Below are 19354 nucleotides of genomic sequence, written 5' to 3'. Positions count from 1 at the left end.
TGAGATCGCGGGGGTGCTTAGCCTTGACTAGAATGGAATCGACATTCCGATCGACAGGAGGTTGCCATGTCCATGATCAATGTCTCGATGATGCTGGTAGCGCTGCTGGTGGGCTTCGCGATCGGCATGCTCGTGGATCATTTCTGGGTGACGCATCACGACGAGGCCGGGCCTGAGCATAAGCGCCTCGATTGGCACGACATGTGGGAGCGGATCCGTCACCAGCACTAAGTCAATTGTCGATGTCGCCCGCGTCGCGCAGTTTGCGCCATAGCGTCGAGCGGCTGATGCCAAGGGCTTCGCACGCCGCCATGCGGTCACCGCCGCAGGCGGCGAGCGTCGTGCGAATGCGTGCGAGTTCGGCGGCAGCCCGGCGAGCGCGGCCGTTTAGCGGTGCCCCGGCGCTTTCCTCCCTCTGAGTCTCCCCAATCCCCGTTTCCCGGCCATCGTTCGTTTTTGCAACATCTGGCGCGACCACGCCCGGTGCGCCACCCAATTCGGGAGCGATTTCGATCAGTCTCGCCCGGCTGATTTCACGCGCATTCACGACGTCGGCGCATACCACCGCGATGCGCTCCAGCAGATTCTCCAATTCACGCACATTGCCCGGCCAGCGATACATCGCGAGCAGCGGCAGTAACGAGGCTTGCAGCGCATCCACGCTCATGCGCGCCCCCGCTCTCGCAAGCGCCCGCTCCAGAAACAGCGGCGTAAGACGCGGCAAATCTTCCATGCGCTCGCGCAGCGGCGGCAACACCATGCGCAGGATGTTGAGGCGGTAGTACAAATCTTCTCGAAACACCCCGGCGGCCACTTGCTGACGCAAATCCCGGTGCGTGGCGGCAATCACCCGAACGTCGCAAGGAATCGGTTCGTTTGCGCCCAAACGCAACACTTCCCGTTCTTGCAATACGCGCAGCAAACGTGTCTGCAACGGCATCGGCATTTCGCCAATTTCATCGAGAAAGATCGTGCCGTTATGGGCTGTTTCGAACAAACCGGCTTTGCCGCCGCGTCGCGCTCCAGAAAACGCGCCATCTTCATAGCCGAACAACTCGCTCTCAAGCAGGGTTTCGGGAAACGCCGCGCAGTTGATGGCGACGAACGGATAGTCGCGCCGACGGCTGGCGTTATGAATGCCTTGAGCCAGAAGCTCCTTGCCGGTGCCGCTCTCGCCGTGCACGAGCACCGTCGAGTCGGTTTGCGCATAGCGTCGTGCGAGCGCGCGCACTTGCGTCATCGCGGCCGAGTCGCCAATCAGATCGTCTAGGCGGTAGCGTGCGACCAGATGGCGAGGGCGATGCCGCGAGCGCAGCGAACGGTCGACCCGTGCGAACGCCTGCGAGTCCTGACACGTGAGCAACGCGCCCGTGAGCGTGCCCTGATCGAGCAACGGGATGCGGTTGACCACCCAAGTCTTGCCCGCCATGGTGACGATGGCTTCCAATTCGGCGCTCGCGCTTTCCAGTGTTCGGGAGATGTCGAGCCCCGGTGCGATCGAATCGAGCGGGCGGCCCACGACGTCGGCCACCGTCACGCCGAGCATTCCTGCCATCGAGGCATTCATGGCTTCGACGCGGCCATTCAGATCGACTGCCGCCACGCCTTCGCGCAGATGACGCAACACGGTATCGAGACGCTCACGGCGCTGCGCTTCAATGCGGCCGAAGCGCGCGACTTCCAGCGCCGTATCGAACGCAGCGCGTACCGAGTCCTGCGAGTAGAGAAACACGCCGGTCATACCGGCGCGTTCGGCCAATTCGGTGACAAGTCCCGGGCCGACGATGACTTCCGTGCCTTCGTCGCGCAGGCGATGGACCAGATCGTCGGCATCGTGCGCGTCGAAGTAGGCGTGCTGCGCAATGTCGAGACCGAATGCGCTCTTGAAGCGCTCGAATTCTGGCGCGGGCCGCGCATACGACACCAGCGCGATGCGCGAGGCGGGAGACGTCGACGGCAGCGCGCGGCGTGCGCGCGCCAGTGCATGCATCACGTCGAAACCGGTGACCTTGACGAGTACCACGGGCAACGCCACACGCTCGCGCAGAAAGGCGCCGTTCGAGCCAGCGGCGACGATGCCGTCGACACTCCCGGCAGGTAACCGCTCAAGCGCGTCGATCACCGCCTCGTAACCCTTGTCGATGATTTCGAGATCGGCCTGCGCTGCGTAGTCGGGCACGATGTCGCGGTACAACTCCCCGAGCTTGCTGATGCCGACGGCCCAGATCACCGGCTTGCGAACCGCCGTGGCGGGTAGCGCAATACCCGAGCGGGACAGGGCGATAGGTAGGGTGGTATTGGACGATGAGGCGGGCATGATCGGACTCGATGTGGCGTGGCGGTATCGTAGCACGACGTGTCATGTGTTTCGTTTTGCGTTTCAAAATGAAACGTTGTGCGACATCCAAGGCATTCCCAAGTGAAACGGTAACTCGTGGCACTTGACGTAAACGTCACAAGCGCGCCAAATTTCCGCTGATAAATGAACGCGTTAGCCGGTTCACGGTGTTTGTTGAGCCAACGCGAACGACGCACCGCGCCAGCCTGGCACGGCCATTGCTATCTCTACACCCGCACACCAACCTGCGCCTGCCTTGCGGATCACCGATACCGGTGTCCAAAGCGATCAGGCGCGACACGACCGAGGGATTCAAGTGACGCATACCATTCGTTCGGCCGGCGCCGCCTTCCGCGAGGCCGTCAAGACCGAGCAACCGTTGCAGGTTGTCGGCGCGATCAACGCCAATCACGCTTTGCTGGCGAAAGCCGCAGGCTTCAAAGCGATTTATCTGTCAGGTGGCGGCGTGGCTGCCGGCTCGCTCGGCTTGCCCGATCTGGGCATCTCCACCCTCGATGACGTACTCACCGATGTGCGCCGTATCACCGACGTGTGCGACCTGCCGCTGCTCGTCGACGTCGATACCGGCTTCGGCCCGTCGGCGTTCAACATCGCGCGCACCGTACAGTCGCTGATCAAGTTCGGCGCCGGTGCGATGCACATCGAAGATCAAGTGGGTGCCAAGCGTTGCGGCCATCGTCCGGGCAAAGCCATCGTGACCCAGCAGGAAATGGTCGACCGCATCAAGGCAGCCGTCGACGCCCGCACCGATGAAAACTTCGTCATCATGGCGCGCACCGATGCGCTCGCCGTCGAAGGTCTGCAAGCCGCTATCGACCGCGCTTGCGCCTGCGTCGAAGCCGGTGCCGACATGATCTTCCCCGAAGCCATGACCGAACTGCCGATGTACCGCCAGTTTTCCGATGCCGTGAAGGTGCCGGTGCTCGCCAACATCACCGAGTTCGGCTCGACGCCGCTCTTCACCGTGGAAGAACTCAAGAGCGCACAGGTCGGCCTCGTGCTGTATCCGCTTTCGGCCTTCCGTGCGATGAACAAAGCGGCGGAGAACGTCTATCACACGATTCGTCGCGACGGCACGCAAAAGGCCGTGCTCGACACGATGCAAACGCGCGCCGAGCTCTATGAGAGCATCGGCTACCACGCTTACGAACAGAAGCTCGACGCCCTGTTCGCACAACAGAAATAACTGAATCCCTGATCTGGAGGAAAGCATGAGCGAGACGACTGCAACCGGTTTCAAGCCCAAGAAGTCCGTCGCCCTGTCGGGCGTGACCGCTGGCAACACTGCCCTGTGTACGGTGGGCCGTTCGGGTAACGACCTGCACTACCGCGGCTACGACATTCTGGATCTGGCCCAGACCTCGGAATTCGAAGAAATCGCGTATCTGCTGGTCTACGGCAAGCTGCCGACGGTGGCAGAACTCAAGGGCTACAAGGCCAAGCTGAAGTCGCTGCGCGGGCTGCCCGCTGCGGTGAAAGATGCGCTGGAAACCGTGCCTGCTGCCGCTCACCCGATGGACGTGATGCGCACCGGCGTGTCGGTGCTCGGCACCGTGCTGCCGGAGAAAGACGATCACAACATTCCGGGCGCGCGCGATATCGCCGACCGCCTGATGGCCAGCTTCGGCTCGATGCTGCTGTACTGGTATCACTTCAGCCACAACGGCGTGCGCATCGATGTGGAGACGGACGACGACAGCATCGGCGGCCACTTCCTGCATCTGCTGCACGGCGAGAAGCCGTCGGATCTGTGGGTGCGTGCCATGCACACGTCGCTGATTCTGTACGCGGAGCACGAGTTCAACGCGTCGACGTTCACCGCGCGCGTGATCGCCGGTACGGGCTCGGACATGCACTCGGCCATCACCGGTGCCATCGGCGCGCTGCGCGGCCCGAAGCATGGCGGCGCGAACGAAGTGGCGTTCGAGATTCAAAAGCGCTACGACTCGCCGGATGAAGCCGAAGCCGACATTCGTGCCCGCGTCGAAAACAAGGAAGTGATCATCGGTTTCGGCCACCCGGTCTACACCGTGAGCGACCCGCGTAACAAGGTCATCAAGGAAGTGGCGCACGAGCTGTCGAAAGACCAGCAGAACACGAAGATGTACGACATTGCCGAGCGTCTCGAGACGGTGATGTGGGACGTCAAGAAGATGTTCCCGAATCTCGACTGGTTCAGCGCCGTGAGCTATCACATGATGGGCGTGCCGACCGCGATGTTCACGCCGCTCTTCGTGATTGCCCGCACGTCGGGCTGGAGCGCGCACATCATCGAGCAGCGCATCGATAACAAGATCATCCGTCCGAGCGCCAACTACACGGGTCCGGAAGATCAGAAGTTCGTGCCGATCGAGAAGCGCTAAGCGCGATTACGATTGAGCATCGCAAGCGCAACGCGGGGCGGCCGTGGCAGGATCGCCGCAGCTGCCCCGCGACATTGGCTGCTTTCATTGCCTGCATGGTCATACGGTCATACGCCGGGCCGATAACGTCCTCACATGATGAACACCGAATACCGTAAATCCCTGCCTGGGACGTCGCTCGACTACTTCGACGCCCGCGCTGCCGTCGAGGCTATCGCCCCGGGGGCGTACGACACGCTGCCTTACACCTCGCGCGTGCTCGCCGAGAATCTGGTGCGCCGCTGCGACCCGGCGGCACTCACCGATTCGCTCAAACAATTGATCGAACGCCGCCGCGATCTCGATTTCCCGTGGTTCCCGGCGCGCGTGGTGTGTCACGACATTCTCGGGCAGACGGCGCTCGTCGATCTCGCCGGCCTGCGCGACGCCATTGCGGCGCAAGGCGGCGACCCCGCGCTGGTCAACCCGGTCGTGCCGACGCAACTCGTGGTCGATCACTCGCTGGCCGTGGAATGCGGCGGTTTCGATCCGGATGCCTTCGCGAAGAATCGCGCCATCGAAGACCGTCGCAACGAAGACCGTTTCGACTTCATCAACTGGACGAAGAAAGCGTTCAAGAACGTCGACGTGATTCCGCCGGGCAACGGCATCCTGCACCAGATCAATCTGGAACGCATGAGCCCCGTGGTGCAGGTGACGAATGGCATCGCGTATCCCGACACGCTCGTCGGCACCGACTCGCATACCCCGATGGTCGATGCGCTGGGCGTGATCGCCATCGGCGTGGGCGGTCTCGAAGCCGAGAGCGTGATGCTGGGCCGCGCGTCGTGGATGCGCCTGCCGGATATCGTCGGCGTCGAACTGACGGGCAAGCCGCAGCCGGGCATTACCGCCACCGACATCGTGCTGGCACTGACCGAATTCCTGCGCAAGTCGAAGGTGGTGTCGGCGTATCTGGAGTTCTACGGCGAAGGTGCCGCCAACCTGACGCTGGGCGACCGCGCCACGATCTCGAACATGGCCCCCGAGTTTGGTGCGACGGCGGCGATGTTCTACATCGATGCGCAAACCATCAAGTATCTGAAGCTCACCGGCCGCGACGACGCGCTCGTCGATCTGGTCGAGACATATGCCAAGCAAACCGGCCTGTGGGCCGACACGCTGGCGGGCGCGCAATACGAGCGCGTGCTCACGTTCGATTTGTCGAGCGTAGTGCGCAACATCGCTGGCCCGTCGAACCCGCATAAGCGCGTGCCGACGAGCGAACTGGCCGAGCGCGGCATCAGCGGCAAGGTGGAGAACGAGCCGGGCTTGATGCCCGACGGCGCCGTCATCATTGCCGCCATCACCAGCTGCACGAACACCAACAACCCGCGCAACATGATTGCGGCGGGCTTGTTCGCACGGAACGCCAACCGCGTGGGCCTCGCGCGCAAGCCGTGGGTCAAGAGTTCGCTCGCGCCCGGTTCGAAGGCGGTCACGCTGTATCTGGAAGCGGCAGGCCTGCTGCCCGAGTTGGAGCAACTCGGCTTCGGCGTGGTGGCTTACGCATGCACGTCGTGCAACGGTATGTCGGGCGCGCTCGATCCGGTGATTCAGCAAGAGATCATCGATCGCGATCTGTATGCCACGGCAGTGCTCTCGGGCAACCGCAACTTCGACGGCCGCATTCACCCGTATGCGAAGCAGGCGTTCCTGGCTTCGCCGCCGCTGGTGGTGGCTTACGCCATTGCAGGCACGATTCGCTTCGATATCGAGAAGGACGTGCTCGGTGTCGACGCGAACGGCAAGTCGGTGAAGCTGGCCGACTTGTGGCCGAGCGACGAAGAAATCGACGCGATCATCGCGCAGAGCGTGAAGCCGGAGCAATTCCGCCGTGTGTACGAGCCGATGTTTGCCGCGTCGGTGGACACCGGCGAGCGCGCCGATCCGCTGTACGACTGGCGCGAGATGAGCACGTACATCCGCCGTCCGCCGTATTGGGAAGGCGCGCTCGCGGGCGAGCGCTCGCTCCAGGGCATGCGCGCGCTGGCCGTGCTGGGCGACAACATCACCACCGACCACCTCTCGCCGTCGAACGCCATCATGGCCGATAGCGCGGCGGGCGAGTATCTGGCGAAGATGGGCTTGCCGGAAGAAGACTTCAACTCGTACGCAACGCACCGTGGCGATCACTTGACCGCGCAGCGTGCGACGTTTGCCAACCCGACGTTGAAGAACGAAATGGTCGTGGTCGACGGGCAGGTGAAGGCGGGCTCACTGGCGCGCATCGAACCCGAAGGCAAGATCACGCGTATGTGGGAAGCCATCGAGACGTACATGGCGCGCAAACAGCCGCTGATCGTGATTGCCGGGGCCGACTACGGTCAGGGCTCGTCGCGCGACTGGGCGGCCAAGGGCGTGCGTCTGGCGGGCACCGAGGCGATCGTGGCCGAAGGCTTCGAGCGCATTCACCGCACGAATCTGGTCGGCATGGGCGTGTTGCCGCTGGAGTTCAAGCCGGGCACCGATCGCAAAACGCTGAGCATCGACGGCACCGAAACATTCGACGTGATTGGCGAGCGCACGCCGCGCGCCGACCTGACGTTGGTGATTCATCGTCACAAGAATGGTCGCGACGAGCGTATCGAAGTGCCGGTGACGTGCCGTCTGGACACTGCGGAAGAAGTCTCGATCTACGAGGCGGGCGGCGTGCTGCAACGTTTCGCGCAAGACTTTCTGGAATCGTCGCAAGCAGGCGCTTCGGCCTGAATCAAGCGAAGCACCGAGGAGAAGCGTAATGGCGCATCAGCCGCAAATTCGCATTCCCGCCACGTATATGCGTGGCGGTACCAGCAAGGGCGTGTTCTTTCGCCTGCAAGACCTGCCCGCCGCCGCACAGGTGCCGGGTGCCGCGCGCGACGCATTGCTCATGCGTGTGATCGGCAGCCCCGATCCCTATGGCAAGCAGATCGACGGCATGGGCGGCGCCACGTCGAGCACCAGCAAGACGGTGATTATCGCGAAGAGCGAGCGGCCCGGTCACGATGTGGACTATCTGTTCGGGCAGGTGTCGATCGATCAGCAGTTTGTCGACTGGAGCGGCAACTGCGGCAATTTGTCGGCCGCCGTCGGCCCGTTCGCGATCAGCGCCGGGCTGATCGATGCGGCGCGCGTGCCGCACGATGGCGTAGCAGTCGTGCGCATCTGGCAGGCGAACATCGGCAAGACGATCGTGGCGCACGTGCCGATGACGGCCGGTGCGGTGCAGGAGACGGGCGACTTCGAACTCGACGGCGTGACGTTCCCAGCCGCCGAAGTACAACTCGAATTTCTCGACCCGGCCGCGGAAGAAGAGGGTGACGGCGGCGGCGCGATGTTCCCGACCGGCAATCTCATCGACGACCTCGAAGTGCCGGGTGTCGGCACGTTCAAGGCGACGATGATCAACGCGGGCATTCCGACGATCTTCCTCAATGCCGAGGACATCGGTTACCGGGGCACCGAGTTGCAAGACGCCATCAACAGCGACCCGAAGGCGCTGGCCATGTTCGAGACGATTCGGGCACATGGGGCGATTCGCATGGGGCTGATCAAAGACGTGTCGGAAGCCGCCAAGCGCCAGCACACGCCGAAGGTGGCGTTCGTGGCAAAGCCAGCCGACTACACGGCGTCGAGCGGCAAAGCGGTGAAGGCCGCCGATGTCGATCTGCTCGTGCGTGCGTTGTCGATGGGCAAGCTGCACCACGCGATGATGGGCACGGCGGCCGTGTGTATCGGCGCGGCCGCGTCGATTCCGGGCACGCTGGTGAATCTTGCCGCGGGTGGCGGAGAGCGCAACGCGGTGCGGTTCGGGCATCCCTCCGGCACGCTGCGTGTGGGGGCCGAAGCCGGGCAGGTCGACGGCGAATGGACGGTGACCAAGGCGATCATGAGCCGCAGCGCACGTGTGCTGATGGAAGGCTGGGTCCGGATTCCGGGCGACGCGTTCTAACGCTCACAGCGTTTTTGTCGCGGGCAGGGCCGAAGCGGCTGGCAAGCATTGCGCTTGCCAGCCGCTTATCATTGGGGCTCACAGAAAAGCGTCGCGGACGTTTCAATGCCGGGCGGTTTTCGTCAAACGTCACAGGAGGCAAGCGATGTCCGCTGGCATTTCGAATGTGCGTCCCGCGCCCGACAAGGTACTCACCGACATTGTCGATTACGTCCTCACCTACGAGATCCGCAGCGATCTTGCCTTCGACACTGCGCGCAACTGCCTGATCGACACGCTCGGTTGCGGCTTCGAAGCGCTGTTGTACCCCGCATGTACCAAGCTGCTCGGCCCGATCGTGCCCGGCACCGTGGTGCCGAACGGCGCGAAGGTGCCCGGCACGCCTTATCAACTCGACCCCGTGCAGGCGGCGTTCAGTCTGGGCGCGATGATTCGTTGGCTCGACTTCAACGACACATGGCTCGCGGCCGAATGGGGCCATCCGTCGGACAATCTCGGCGGCATTCTCATGACCGCCGATTGGCTCTCGCGCTCGGCCGTGGCGCAAGGCGGCAACCCGCTGACCATGCGTCATGTGTTGGCGGCGATGATCAAAGCGCATGAGATTCAGGGCTGCCTTGCCCTCGAGAATTCATTTAATCAAGTCGGGCTTGATCACGTGGTGCTGGTGAAGGTCGCGTCGACGGCGGTCGTCGGCGAGATGCTCGGGCTCACGCGGGACGAGTTGATCAATGCGGTGTCGCTGGCGTTTGTCGATGGGCAGAGTCTGCGCACGTATCGGCATGCGCCGAACACGGGCAGCCGCAAATCGTGGGCGGCGGGCGATGCCACCAGCCGCGCGGTGCGGCTCGCATTGATGGCGCGCACGGGCGAGATGGGGTATCCGTCGGTGCTGACGGCGAAGACGTGGGGCTTTTACGACGTCTTGTTCAAAGGCAAGCCGTTCGCGTTTCAACGGCCCTATGGTTCGTACGTGATGGAGAACGTGCTGTTCAAAATCTCGTTCCCGGCGGAGTTTCACGCGCAGACGGCGGCGGAAGCCGCGATCACGTTGCACCATCAATTGCAGAGCGCAGGGGGCGGCGCGCAAGACATCAAGTCGGTGAAGATTCGCACGCACGCGGCGGCGATTCGCATCATCGACAAGCAGGGGCCGCTGGCGAACCCCGCCGATCGCGATCACTGCATTCAATACATGGTGGCGGTGCCGCTGCTCTTCGGGCGTCTGACGGCAAACGATTATGAAGATGCGGTGGCCGCCGACCCGCGTATCGACGCCTTGCGCGCGAAGATCGTGTGCGAAGAAGATCCACAATTCACGCGCGATTATCACGATCCGGACAAGCGCTCGATTGCCAATGGGCTCACGGTGACGCTGAACGACGGCACGGTGCTCGACGAAGTGCTCGTCGAATATCCCATTGGCCACAAGCGGCGCCGCGACGAAGGCATTCCGTTGCTGGTGGAGAAATTCAAAACCAATCTCGCGCGCCGATTCGCTGCGCGCGCACAGGCATCCATTCTCGACGTCGCACTCGATCAACAGCGACTCGAAGCGATGCCCGTGCATCAGTTTGTGGATTTGATGGTGTGAAGCGACGCGCCGCCCTTGCCGCACTTGGAGCTAACGGATGATCGATCACATGGAAGTGATGGTTTCGGATTTCGCGAAGAGCCGAGCGTTCTATCGCGAGGCACTAGCGGCCATTGGCTATTCGCTGATTGCCGAGAAGTCGGCGGAGGTGACGGGGAACACTGACATCGCTGGCTTCGGCGAAAACGGTCATCCCGATTTTTGGATCAGTCGTGGCACGCCGAATCGCCCCATCTTGCACGTGGCGTTTCGTGTGCCCGAGCGGCGCTTCGTCGAGGCGTTCCACCGTGCGGCGGTCGCTGCCGGTGGCACCGACAACGGCGGGCCCGGCTTGCGTGAGCGCTATGGCCCGAACTATTACGCCGCCTTTGTGCTCGACCCGGATGGTCACAACATCGAGGCGGTTTGCTACGCGCCGGACTGATCCCCGGCGCGAGCCAAATCGATAGCGCCGGACTCAGCCTTTATGCGTATAGCGCAGGCGGGCCATCTGTTCGGCGCTGTCCGTGAGCAGACCCGCCGCATCGGCAATGGCCTTCTCCAGCGTGGTCGGACCGAACGTTAGCGAGAAGCAGCCGGAGAACACGCGCGAGAGACTTTCCAAGGCGCTGCGATCGATCGCACCCGACAGCAACGATGCCGTCGCCCCTGCCTTGATCGCGACTTGCGCGGCAATCATCGGCGTCTTGCCCGAAAGCGTTTGGCCATCGCTGCGGCCTTCGCCGGTAATCAGCCAGTCGGCACCTTCCACCGCTTGCGGCAGTCCGACGCGCTCAGCGACCACTTCAGCCCCCGAGCGGAATTGCGCACCCAGCAGATGCAGCGCGAAGCCCAGACCGCCTGCGGCACCCGCGCCTGCACGGCTTGCTGCCTCGTTGGCATTGAACGCGCGGTGCGCATGACCGGCGAAATGGGCAATCGCGCGATCGAGCGGTTCGACTTGCGATTCGCTCACGCCTTTTTGCGGTCCGAAAATGGCCGTCGCACCCTGCGAGCCATTGAGCGGGTTGTTCACATCGGACATTGCGATCAGTTCGCAGTCCTTCAGGCGGCCATCGAGCCCGTTCAGATCGATGGACGCGACACGATGCAGTGCGGCGGGTACGGGCGGTACCACTTCACCGGCCTCATCGAGCAAGCGCGCACCCAGCCCCACCAGCAAACCGGCGCCGCCGTCGTTCGTGCTGCTGCCGCCCAGACCGATCAGCACACGGCGTGCGCCCGTGTCGAGCAGCGCCCGCAACACTTCACCCAAACCAACCGTCGTGCGCTCCGCCACCGGCGTTTGCATGCCGACCGGGTCGGTAATGCTCACCACGTTCGCACTTTCGAGCACGCCCGTGCCGTCGGGCATCACGCCGTACTCGGCCGTGACCGATGCCTGACCGGCACCCCGCACCGACAGCGGCACCCGACGCCCGCCCGCAGAGAGCAGCGCTTCGAGCGTGCCTTCGCCGCCATCGGCCATCGGGCGCAACCGGATCTCGGCCTGCGGTAGCACACGGGCAATACCGGCGGCAATCGCGTGCGCAACTTCGGGCGCGCTCAGCGAACCTTTGAACGAATCGGGGGCGATGACGATGATCGGGGCTTGCGCATTGCTGGACATGGCAATCGAAATGGTGGGAATAGGTTGGACGGAGTCACTTTGTGACAGAAACCAGCAATATACGCGATTCGGGTCACCGCGCATTGCGCGAATTGCCATGCTATGAATAACACGAGTAAGATGAGCGCCAACTGGCGGTGCGCCGTACGATGCGTCACATCGCCAAAGAATCCGGACGTGCACGCACACGTTCCGGGTAGTCCAGAGAAAGACCAGCAAACATAAACGGCGCGAGCCACGGCCCGGCACGGATGCGAAGCTTCCCGTGAGCGTGGGCCCTCGGCGCCGAGACCAGATACGAAGCTGTCGCCACGCCCGCCTGCGGCCATGCCAGTTGCGCATTGCCGACGCTACGTGTGCGACGGCACGGCCAGCGTGGAGCGGGGCATGAAGTGGGGCACTGAAACCAAATCCGGCGTGACGTCCGTCGCGCCTTGTCGCGAAGCGCGCGTGGCAGAACGGGGCGTCTCGTCACCCTTGACGGCATGCACCCTGCTGCTCGCGTCAGCACTGCTCGCCGCCTGCGCGCAGACGGCGCCGGTGTCGTCACCGAACGATCCGCCCATCGGCAGCGTCGCCGACGTTGCACCGGAAAATGTAAAAGTCGAGACGTTGCCCGCCTATCGCGACACCGTCGCCGACGCCAGAAACAACGGTGCCGTCTGGCAAGGTTCGTCGAAAAAGACGCTCACACGCGTGAGTGCCTGCACCGCCAAGCTCTGGAAGAAGCAACTGCCGTACGCGCGCCTCGACCGGGCGAAGGCGGGCACGGGCCAGACGCTGCAACTCTCGTCGAAGGACGACGGCGTGCTCGCCATCCTCGATCTTGCACCGCACAAACCGGGCAGCGAAGGCTCGCTCTATCTCGGCTCGACCGCCTCGCAGTCGCTCGCCGACGCCGTGCGGCAGTGCCTCTGATCCGCTCGTGACCGCGCATTTGACCGTACCGCTGACGGCGCATTTGCCCACGCCCCTGACCAACTAGTCAGTTCCACCGCAGTGCCTAGATGTCATGCGTCTGTCACTGTGGTGTCACAGTACGGCGCGGTATGATGGCGGCGAATGTGCGTCCGCCCCGGGCGCACGAGCGATTTTTCTTCGTGCGTGCCGATGTCTCCTACCGAATCCGTCGATGTTCCCGATGTTGCTGCCGTGGCGCAGGACGCTGGACAAGCGTCGCTGAACCCGCGTCAGCAGGCGCTCTTCGATGCTGTGCGCCGTGACGGCTTTCTGACCGTCGACGAGTTGGCCGTGCGCTTCGACGTCACGCCGCAGACCATTCGGCGCGACATTAACTTCCTCGCCGAACTGAAATGGGTGCGCCGCTACCACGGCGGTGTGGGCCTGCCGGGCGGTGCCGAAAACGACGCCTACGACGCACGCCAGACCCAACTCGCCGACGAAAAACACCGCATCGCCGCGCGACTTGCCGAGCAGATTCCCGACCACGCGTCGCTTTTCATCAATCTGGGGACGACCACCGAAGCCGTGGCGCGCGCGTTATCGCGCCATCGCGGCCTGCGTGTGATTACGAACAACCTGCACGTAGCAGCCATGATGAGCGGCTATCCCGACGCCGAAGTCATCATTGCCGGTGGCGTGGTGCGCGCACGCGATCAGGGCGTGACTGGCGAAGCGACGCTCGACTTCATTCGCCAATTCAAAGTCGACTTCGGCATCATCGGCATCTCTGCCATCGATGCCGACGGCACCCTGCGCGACTTCGACTACCGGGAAGTGCGCGTGGCCGAGGCCATCATTGCGCATTCACGCACCGTGTTTCTCGCGGCAGACCACAGCAAGTTCGGGCGGCCCGCGCTGGTGCGGCTCGGCCATCTGTCGCAAATCGATGCGCTGTTCACCGATCGCGCCGTGCCGCCAGCGATGGCGCAGGTCATCGCCGATGCCGGTACGCAAATCCATATCGCCGATTGAGCGTCATGGGCAGCGCGTGGCGGACACGATGCGCGAAATCCAACAATTTCCCGTTGCAATGCGCGATTTCGAACAACCAACACCGTCATATGTTAAAATTCGAAAATTGATGTTCGAAAACGAACATTTTGTGCCCAATTTGTCGATTTGACACCAATCACCCGGGAGTGACGACGTGCAACCATCCGCCCAAACGCCAACGGACCCAACGCTAGCCCCGTACGACCTGCTGGTCGTGGGTGGCGGCATCAACGGCGCGGGTATCGCACGCGACGCTGCCGGACGTGGCTTGCGCGTGATGCTCGTCGAGCAGGACGATCTGGCTTCGCACACCTCGTCGGCCAGCACCAAGCTCATTCACGGCGGGCTGCGCTATCTCGAATACTACGAGTTCGGGTTGGTGCGCAAAGCGTTGCAAGAGCGCGAAGTGCTGCTGCGCGCCGCGCCGCACATCATGTGGCCGCTGCGTTTCGTCATGCCGCACATGCCGAACCTGCGCCCGGCATGGCTGATTCGCGCGGGGCTGTTCCTCTACGATCACTTGGCACGGCGCGAGATTTTGCCCGGCTCGCGCGGCATCGATCTGCTCCAACATGCGGCCGGTGCGCCGCTGCGCCGCGATATTCAACGCGGTTTCGTCTACTCGGACGGCTGGGTGCAAGACGCACGGCTGGTGGTGCTCAACGCGCAAGATGCCGCCGAGCGCGGTGCCACGATTCTCACGCGCACGCGCCTCGTCGGGGCCGAGCGTGGCGAGCATATGTGGACGGCGGAATTGCTCTCGACCGAGTCTGGCCAGACGCAGCAGGTGCGTGCACGCGCCATCGTCAACGCAGCGGGGCCGTGGGTCGGTCATCTGCTGGGCGATGTACTGCGTCAGCCCGCGACGCATTCCGTGCGCATGGTCAAGGGCAGTCACATCGTGACGCGTAAGCTGTTCGATCACGATCACGCCTATATCTTCCAGAACCCCGACAAGCGCATCATTTTCGCAATTCCGTACGAGCGCGATTTCACGCTGATTGGGACGACCGATATCGAATATCACGGCGACCCGGCCAAGGTGGCGATCAACGACGACGAGATCGCGTATCTGTGCAAATCGGCCAGCGACTATTTCACGAAGCCCATCGTGCCCACAGATGTCGTGTGGACTTACGCCGGGGTGCGTCCGCTGCTGGAAGAAGAAGTGGCGAACCCGTCGGCGGTCACGCGCGACTACACGCTCGAACTCGACGCCCCGGCCACGCGTGCGCCGCTGTTGTCGGTGTTCGGCGGCAAGATCACGACGTATCGCCGTCTCGCGGAAGAAGCCCTTGCGCGGCTGCATGGGCCACTCGGTTTCAAGCAGGGCGATTGGACGGCAGGCGCAGCACTGCCGGGCGGCGACATGCCTCAGCCGGACGCGGGCGCCTTCGAGGCGTCGCTGCGTGCGCAGGTGCCGTGGCTGCCTGAGGCACTGGCTTATCGCTACGCCCGCACTTACGGCACGCGCACGCACGTGCTGCTGGCCGATGCGCACTCGCTCGACGATCTGGGCGAGCGCATTTGCGGCGATCTTTTCGAAGCCGAGTTGCGCTACCTTGTGCAGTACGAATGGGCGCGCACCGCGCAGGACGTGCTTTGGCGCCGTACCAAGCTGGGTCTGCACGTTGGACGCGACGGCGAAGCGAGCGTCTCGCGCTGGTTCGAGCGGCAGTCGGAACAAGCGCCTGCTTTGGCAACACGCTGAGTTTGACGATAACGACAGGCTTGCCCCTGCGGCGCACGTCAGGCGTGTGAGTGCGCAGGCGGCAAGCCAGCCGACCGCCGCCCGGCGGACAGTATTCAGGAGACGACCTACATGTCAGGACCCTATATCCTCGCGTTCGATCAGGGCACGACGAGTTCGCGTGCATTGTTGTTCGATCGCGATGGGCATGTCGTGGCAACCGCGCAGAAAGAATTCCGCCAGATTTACCCGCATCCGGGCTGGGTCGAACATGACCCGCGCGAAATCTGGTCGACACAGGCGGGCGTGGTCGCGGAAGCGCTCACGCATGCCGGCGTTGGCGGCGTGGACATCGAGGCGATCGGCATCACCAACCAACGCGAGACCACCATCGTTTGGGATCGCCGCACGGGCGAGCCGGTGTACAACGCGATCGTGTGGCAAGACCGCCGCACGGCCGACTTCTGCGAACGGCTGCGTGCCGACGGTGCGCAAGACCTCGTGGCCAGCCGCACCGGGTTGCGCATCGACGCCTACTTCTCCGGCAGCAAAATCCGCTGGATTCTCGATAACGTAGCGGGCGCACGCGAAGCCGCTGAGGCGGGCCATCTCGCGTTCGGCACCGTCGATAGCTGGCTGGTCTGGCACCTGACCGGCGGCAAGCTGCACGTGACCGACGTGTCGAATGCGTCGCGCACCATGCTCTTCAACATTCATCGCCTTGAATGGGACGACGAGTTGCTGGCACTGCTTGGCGTGCCGCGTCAGATGCTGCCCGAGGTGCGCTCGTCGAGTGAGGTGTACGGCCACACCACGACGTCGCTGCTCTCGAAGCCGGTGGCGATTGCGGGTATCGCGGGCGATCAGCAGGCGGCGCTCTTCGGGCAGATGTGCTTGCGCCCGGGCATGGTGAAGAACACCTACGGCACCGGCTGCTTCATGGTGATGAACACCGGCGACAAGCCGCAGGCGTCGAGCCACAACTTGCTCACGACGGTGGCGTGGAAGATTGGCGATCGCGTCGACTACGCGCTCGAAGGCAGCATCTTCATCGGCGGTGCCGTGGTGCAATGGCTGCGCGATGGGCTGGGCATCATTCGCCACTCGCGCGATGTCGAGGCGCTCGCGACGAGCGTGCCCGACGCCGATGGCGTCGTACTCGTCCCCGCGTTCGCAGGCCTCGGTGCCCCGCACTGGCAGCCGCATGCCCGAGGCACGTTGTTCGGGGCGACACGTGGGACGACCGCGGCGCACGTCGCGCGTGCTGCGCTCGACAGCATTGCGTTTCAGACGCTCGACGTGTTGCGCGCCATGGAAGCCGATGCCGGGCTGCATGTGTCGGAATTGCGAGTGGACGGCGGCGCGGCGGCCAACGATCTGCTAATGCAGTGGCAGGCCGATTTGCTGGGGGCCGATGTCGTGCGCCCGCACGTCATCGAGACGACGGCCGCCGGTGCGGCCTATCTCGCGGGCCTTGCCGTCGGTTTCTGGCCGGACATCGACACGCTGCAACGTCAATGGCAGTTGCAGCAGCGCTTCTCGCGCAAGCTGTCGGAAGACGACGTGAATCGTGCGGTGAAGGGCTGGCAACGCGCGGTTCGCGCCGCGAAGGTGTGGGCCGAAGAAGGCTAAATCGATACATTGGCCAACGAGGGCTGAACGCCATCAGCCCTCGACCGGCCCAGCGCTAGCTAGCGCATCGCCCGTCCGGGCGCGACTTGGCGGCGATCGCCCGCCGCCGCGTGACGGCGATGCCGCCAACTGGCGCAGCGCTCACGCGGGTGATGACGTGCCGACTTTGCCGGGCTCGCTGGCGCGAGCGACCGAGTGCAGGGACTTAGGGCGCAAGGCCCGGTGCGGCGCATTTGCATGATCCCCTCCCTGATAGTTGCCGTCGCATGACGCGACCCATCGCTTTCTAACGCTTCTTACTGCTTCCCCCTGTTTCGACACCAGAGGTGCAATCCGCCCGCCTCCGGGGCGCTCCCGGCGAGAGCTCGGCGTCGGGCGTGCCGGGGCCATGTGGCGTGCATGGCGATGTTCCCGAAGCGTGATGCCCAAGCGAAGAGACTTCTCCAGAGGCGGACGGCTTGCCCCCTTCCTGATGCGAGAAGCGTGCCATCCGTTGCAACTCATTGAATTTGATGGGGAATTCAATGAGTGAAACAGGGCGTTTCGGAATGGATGGTGAAAAACGTTTCAGGAATGAAAGCAGGGGACGCGCGTCACGGCGAAGGGATGGGTGACGGCAAATTAGGCAATGCACTTGACACCTAATGCTGGCGGGCGTCTGCGCCGTCACATAGGTAGTTATGCAAAGGGTTATCAACAGTTGCTGTGGATATCCTCGCGCGACGATTCACGCGCCGGACAACGACACAGGGACGCTGACGAGTGCCAGCGTCCCTGCGTGTATCAAAGCGATCTCAGTCGATCTCAGTCGAGCTTAGGCCGCCGGTTTCTTGCCGACCGTGAAGGCGATCTCGCCTACACCTGCCACGCCTGCCGTGACCTTGTCGCCGGGTTCGAGCGGACCGACGCCTGCCGGCGTGCCGGTGAAGATCAGGTCGCCTGCGGCGAGCTTCACGCTGCGCGAGATTTCGGCGATGAGATCGGGCACCGACCAGATCAACTCATTCAGATCGCCGACCTGACGGTTCTCGCCGTTCACGTCGAGCCACACGCGGCCGTCTTTCGGATGACCGACTTCCGCCACGGCATGCAGCGGGCCGCAGGGGGCCGATGCATCGAACGCCTTGCCCCAGTCCCACGGACGGCGCGTGTCTTTCGCCTGCTGTTGCAGATCGCGGCGCGTCAGGTCGACGCCCACGCCATAGCCCCAGACGAGCGAGAGGGCCGAAGCGGCGTCCACATTCTCACCGTCGGCGCCAATGGCGACGACCAGTTCGATTTCATGGTGCAGTTCGCTGGTGAGCGGCGGGTAGGGCAGCGTGCCCTCGGCAGCCACGACCGCGTCGGCGGGCTTCATGAAGAAAAACGGCGGCTCGCGATCCGGATTGCTGCCCATCTCGCGCGCATGCGCGGCGTAGTTACGGCCCACGCAGAACACGCGGCGCACGGGAAAGCGGGCATCGCTGCCGGCAACTGCGACCGACGCCTGCGGCGCCGGCGAAATGACGAATTGGCTCATGAGAAAACTCGTGGCGTTAGTGAAGCTCAGAAAACTCTGGAAACGGTACCCGGCAATCTTACTTGGCAAACACCTGCGACATGTCGGCAAACGCTTTGAACTCCAGCGCGTTGCCAGCCGGGTCGTAGAAGAACAGCGTGGCTTGCTCGCCCACTTGCCCGGCAAAGCGCACATGCGGCTCGATTACGAAGCGGGTGCCGGCGGCGCGCAGGCGCTCGGCAAGCGCGTGCCATGCGGGCATGTCAAGGATAACGCCGAAATGCGGGACCGGAACTTCGTCGCCATCGACCGGGTTCGTGATGCGCTTGCCGGCTTCTTCGGGCGAGAGGTGAGCGACCAGTTGATGACCGAAGAAATCGAAGTCGATCCAGTGGTCCGAACTGCGGCCTTCGGGGCAGCCCATCACGCCGCCGTAGAAGCGGCGGGCGGCTTCGAGGTTATCGACGGGGAAAGCAAGGTGGAACAGGGGCGTGGCCATGAGAGTCTCCAATGCAATGTGGGGTTGAACGGCGCTTCGTGGGCGCGAGACAGAAAATGCCGCGCCAGGCGTCGAAATTGGGTGGCCAAACGTTGCCGCCCGATTTGCGCTAAATTCTATCCATCGATAAAAATAATAAGAAACGAATAATTCGACGACTCAGCACAAATAATTTCGATAG

The 19354-nt window shown here is 63.4% G+C and carries 15 protein-coding genes; 11 read left to right on the top strand and 4 right to left on the bottom strand.

Going from position 1 to position 19354, the window contains the following annotated elements; all coding sequences use genetic code 11:
* Positions 1–66 precede the first annotated feature (66 nt).
* Positions 67–231: a hypothetical protein gene (locus PPN31114_RS26215; RefSeq protein ID WP_174988272.1), complete on the top strand. Its 165-nt coding sequence runs from the start codon at positions 67–69 to the stop codon at positions 229–231.
* Between the two features lies 1 nt (position 232).
* Here PPN31114_RS26215 and prpR read toward each other — a convergent pair whose 3' ends face one another.
* Positions 233–2317: a propionate catabolism operon regulatory protein PrpR gene (gene prpR / locus PPN31114_RS19990; protein WP_246182661.1), complete on the bottom strand. Its 2085-nt coding sequence runs from the start codon at positions 2315–2317 to the stop codon at positions 233–235.
* A 337-nt stretch (positions 2318–2654) separates the two neighbouring features.
* On the opposite strand from prpR, the gene prpB reads away from it, so the two are divergent.
* The 6 genes from prpB (at position 2655) to PPN31114_RS19960 (ending at position 10713) form a co-directional block, all read left to right on the top strand.
* Positions 2655–3545 (top strand): methylisocitrate lyase, encoded by an 891-nt coding sequence (gene prpB, locus PPN31114_RS19985; protein ID WP_150681277.1) that lies wholly within the window; start codon positions 2655–2657, stop codon positions 3543–3545.
* Between the two features lie 25 nt (positions 3546–3570).
* Positions 3571–4722: a bifunctional 2-methylcitrate synthase/citrate synthase gene (prpC, locus tag PPN31114_RS19980; protein ID WP_150681276.1), complete on the top strand. Its 1152-nt coding sequence runs from the start codon at positions 3571–3573 to the stop codon at positions 4720–4722.
* Positions 4723–4860: 138 nt separating this feature from the next.
* The gene (gene acnD / locus PPN31114_RS19975) at positions 4861–7473 is read left to right on the top strand and encodes a Fe/S-dependent 2-methylisocitrate dehydratase AcnD (protein WP_174988363.1); all 2613 of its coding nucleotides are present in this window, start codon (positions 4861–4863) and stop codon (positions 7471–7473) included.
* A 28-nt stretch (positions 7474–7501) separates the two neighbouring features.
* Positions 7502–8695 (top strand): 2-methylaconitate cis-trans isomerase PrpF, encoded by a 1194-nt coding sequence (prpF, locus tag PPN31114_RS19970; protein WP_150681274.1) that lies wholly within the window; start codon positions 7502–7504, stop codon positions 8693–8695.
* 145 nt (positions 8696–8840) lie between these two features.
* Entirely contained in the window at positions 8841–10289 is a 1449-nt protein-coding gene (locus PPN31114_RS19965) for a bifunctional 2-methylcitrate dehydratase/aconitate hydratase (RefSeq protein ID WP_150681273.1), read from the top strand.
* Positions 10290–10326: 37 nt separating this feature from the next.
* Positions 10327–10713 (top strand): VOC family protein, encoded by a 387-nt coding sequence (locus tag PPN31114_RS19960; RefSeq protein WP_150681272.1) that lies wholly within the window; start codon positions 10327–10329, stop codon positions 10711–10713.
* Positions 10714–10746: 33 nt separating this feature from the next.
* Here PPN31114_RS19960 and PPN31114_RS19955 read toward each other — a convergent pair whose 3' ends face one another.
* Entirely contained in the window at positions 10747–11898 is a 1152-nt protein-coding gene (locus tag PPN31114_RS19955) for a glycerate kinase (RefSeq protein WP_150681271.1), read from the bottom strand.
* 387 nt (positions 11899–12285) lie between these two features.
* Here PPN31114_RS19955 and PPN31114_RS19950 point away from each other — a divergent pair, with 387 nt between their 5' ends.
* From PPN31114_RS19950 to glpK, 4 genes are all read left to right on the top strand, one after another.
* Positions 12286–12816, top strand: coding sequence for a hypothetical protein (locus tag PPN31114_RS19950; RefSeq protein WP_150681270.1), 531 nt, complete (start codon positions 12286–12288; stop codon positions 12814–12816).
* A 192-nt stretch (positions 12817–13008) separates the two neighbouring features.
* A complete protein-coding gene (locus tag PPN31114_RS19945) occupies positions 13009–13833 on the top strand; it encodes a DeoR/GlpR family DNA-binding transcription regulator (protein ID WP_150681269.1) in 825 nt (274 codons plus the stop codon).
* A 175-nt stretch (positions 13834–14008) separates the two neighbouring features.
* On the top strand, positions 14009–15565 hold the full coding sequence (glpD, locus tag PPN31114_RS19940; RefSeq protein ID WP_150681268.1) for a glycerol-3-phosphate dehydrogenase: 1557 nt from the start codon (positions 14009–14011) through the stop codon (positions 15563–15565).
* A gap of 111 nt (positions 15566–15676) precedes the next feature.
* On the top strand, positions 15677–17176 hold the full coding sequence (glpK, locus tag PPN31114_RS19935) for a glycerol kinase GlpK (protein WP_150681267.1): 1500 nt from the start codon (positions 15677–15679) through the stop codon (positions 17174–17176).
* A gap of 814 nt (positions 17177–17990) precedes the next feature.
* Here the strand turns inward: glpK and PPN31114_RS19930 are convergent.
* Positions 17991–18695, bottom strand: a complete 705-nt coding sequence (locus PPN31114_RS19930) for a fumarylacetoacetate hydrolase family protein (protein ID WP_150681266.1) — start codon at positions 18693–18695, stop codon at positions 17991–17993.
* 58 nt (positions 18696–18753) lie between these two features.
* Positions 18754–19173: a VOC family protein gene (locus tag PPN31114_RS19925; protein WP_150681265.1), complete on the bottom strand. Its 420-nt coding sequence runs from the start codon at positions 19171–19173 to the stop codon at positions 18754–18756.
* Positions 19174–19354: the final 181 nt, after the last annotated feature.

The organism is Pandoraea pneumonica (assembly GCF_902459645.1).
Classification (GTDB): Bacteria; Pseudomonadota; Gammaproteobacteria; order Burkholderiales; family Burkholderiaceae; genus Pandoraea; species Pandoraea pneumonica.
The sequence above is the reverse complement of the archived record's forward strand: the minus strand, read 5'-3'. Positions and strand labels throughout refer to the sequence as shown.

Coding starts and splice junctions, on each gene's coding strand:
- PPN31114_RS19960 (WP_150681272.1), top strand. CDS start 10,327: ATGATCGATCACATGGAAGTGATGGTTTCGGATTTCGCGAAGAGCCGA.
- prpF (WP_150681274.1), top strand. CDS start 7,502: ATGGCGCATCAGCCGCAAATTCGCATTCCCGCCACGTATATGCGTGGC.
- PPN31114_RS19945 (WP_150681269.1), top strand. CDS start 13,009: ATGTCTCCTACCGAATCCGTCGATGTTCCCGATGTTGCTGCCGTGGCG.
- PPN31114_RS19950 (WP_150681270.1), top strand. CDS start 12,286: ATGAAGTGGGGCACTGAAACCAAATCCGGCGTGACGTCCGTCGCGCCT.
- acnD (WP_174988363.1), top strand. CDS start 4,861: ATGAACACCGAATACCGTAAATCCCTGCCTGGGACGTCGCTCGACTAC.
- prpC (WP_150681276.1), top strand. CDS start 3,571: ATGAGCGAGACGACTGCAACCGGTTTCAAGCCCAAGAAGTCCGTCGCC.
- PPN31114_RS19965 (WP_150681273.1), top strand. CDS start 8,841: ATGTCCGCTGGCATTTCGAATGTGCGTCCCGCGCCCGACAAGGTACTC.
- PPN31114_RS26215 (WP_174988272.1), top strand. CDS start 67: ATGTCCATGATCAATGTCTCGATGATGCTGGTAGCGCTGCTGGTGGGC.
- glpK (WP_150681267.1), top strand. CDS start 15,677: ATGTCAGGACCCTATATCCTCGCGTTCGATCAGGGCACGACGAGTTCG.
- PPN31114_RS19955 (WP_150681271.1), bottom strand. CDS start 11,898: ATGTCCAGCAATGCGCAAGCCCCGATCATCGTCATCGCCCCCGATTCG.
- prpR (WP_246182661.1), bottom strand. CDS start 2,317: ATGCCCGCCTCATCGTCCAATACCACCCTACCTATCGCCCTGTCCCGC.
- PPN31114_RS19925 (WP_150681265.1), bottom strand. CDS start 19,173: ATGGCCACGCCCCTGTTCCACCTTGCTTTCCCCGTCGATAACCTCGAA.
- PPN31114_RS19930 (WP_150681266.1), bottom strand. CDS start 18,695: ATGAGCCAATTCGTCATTTCGCCGGCGCCGCAGGCGTCGGTCGCAGTT.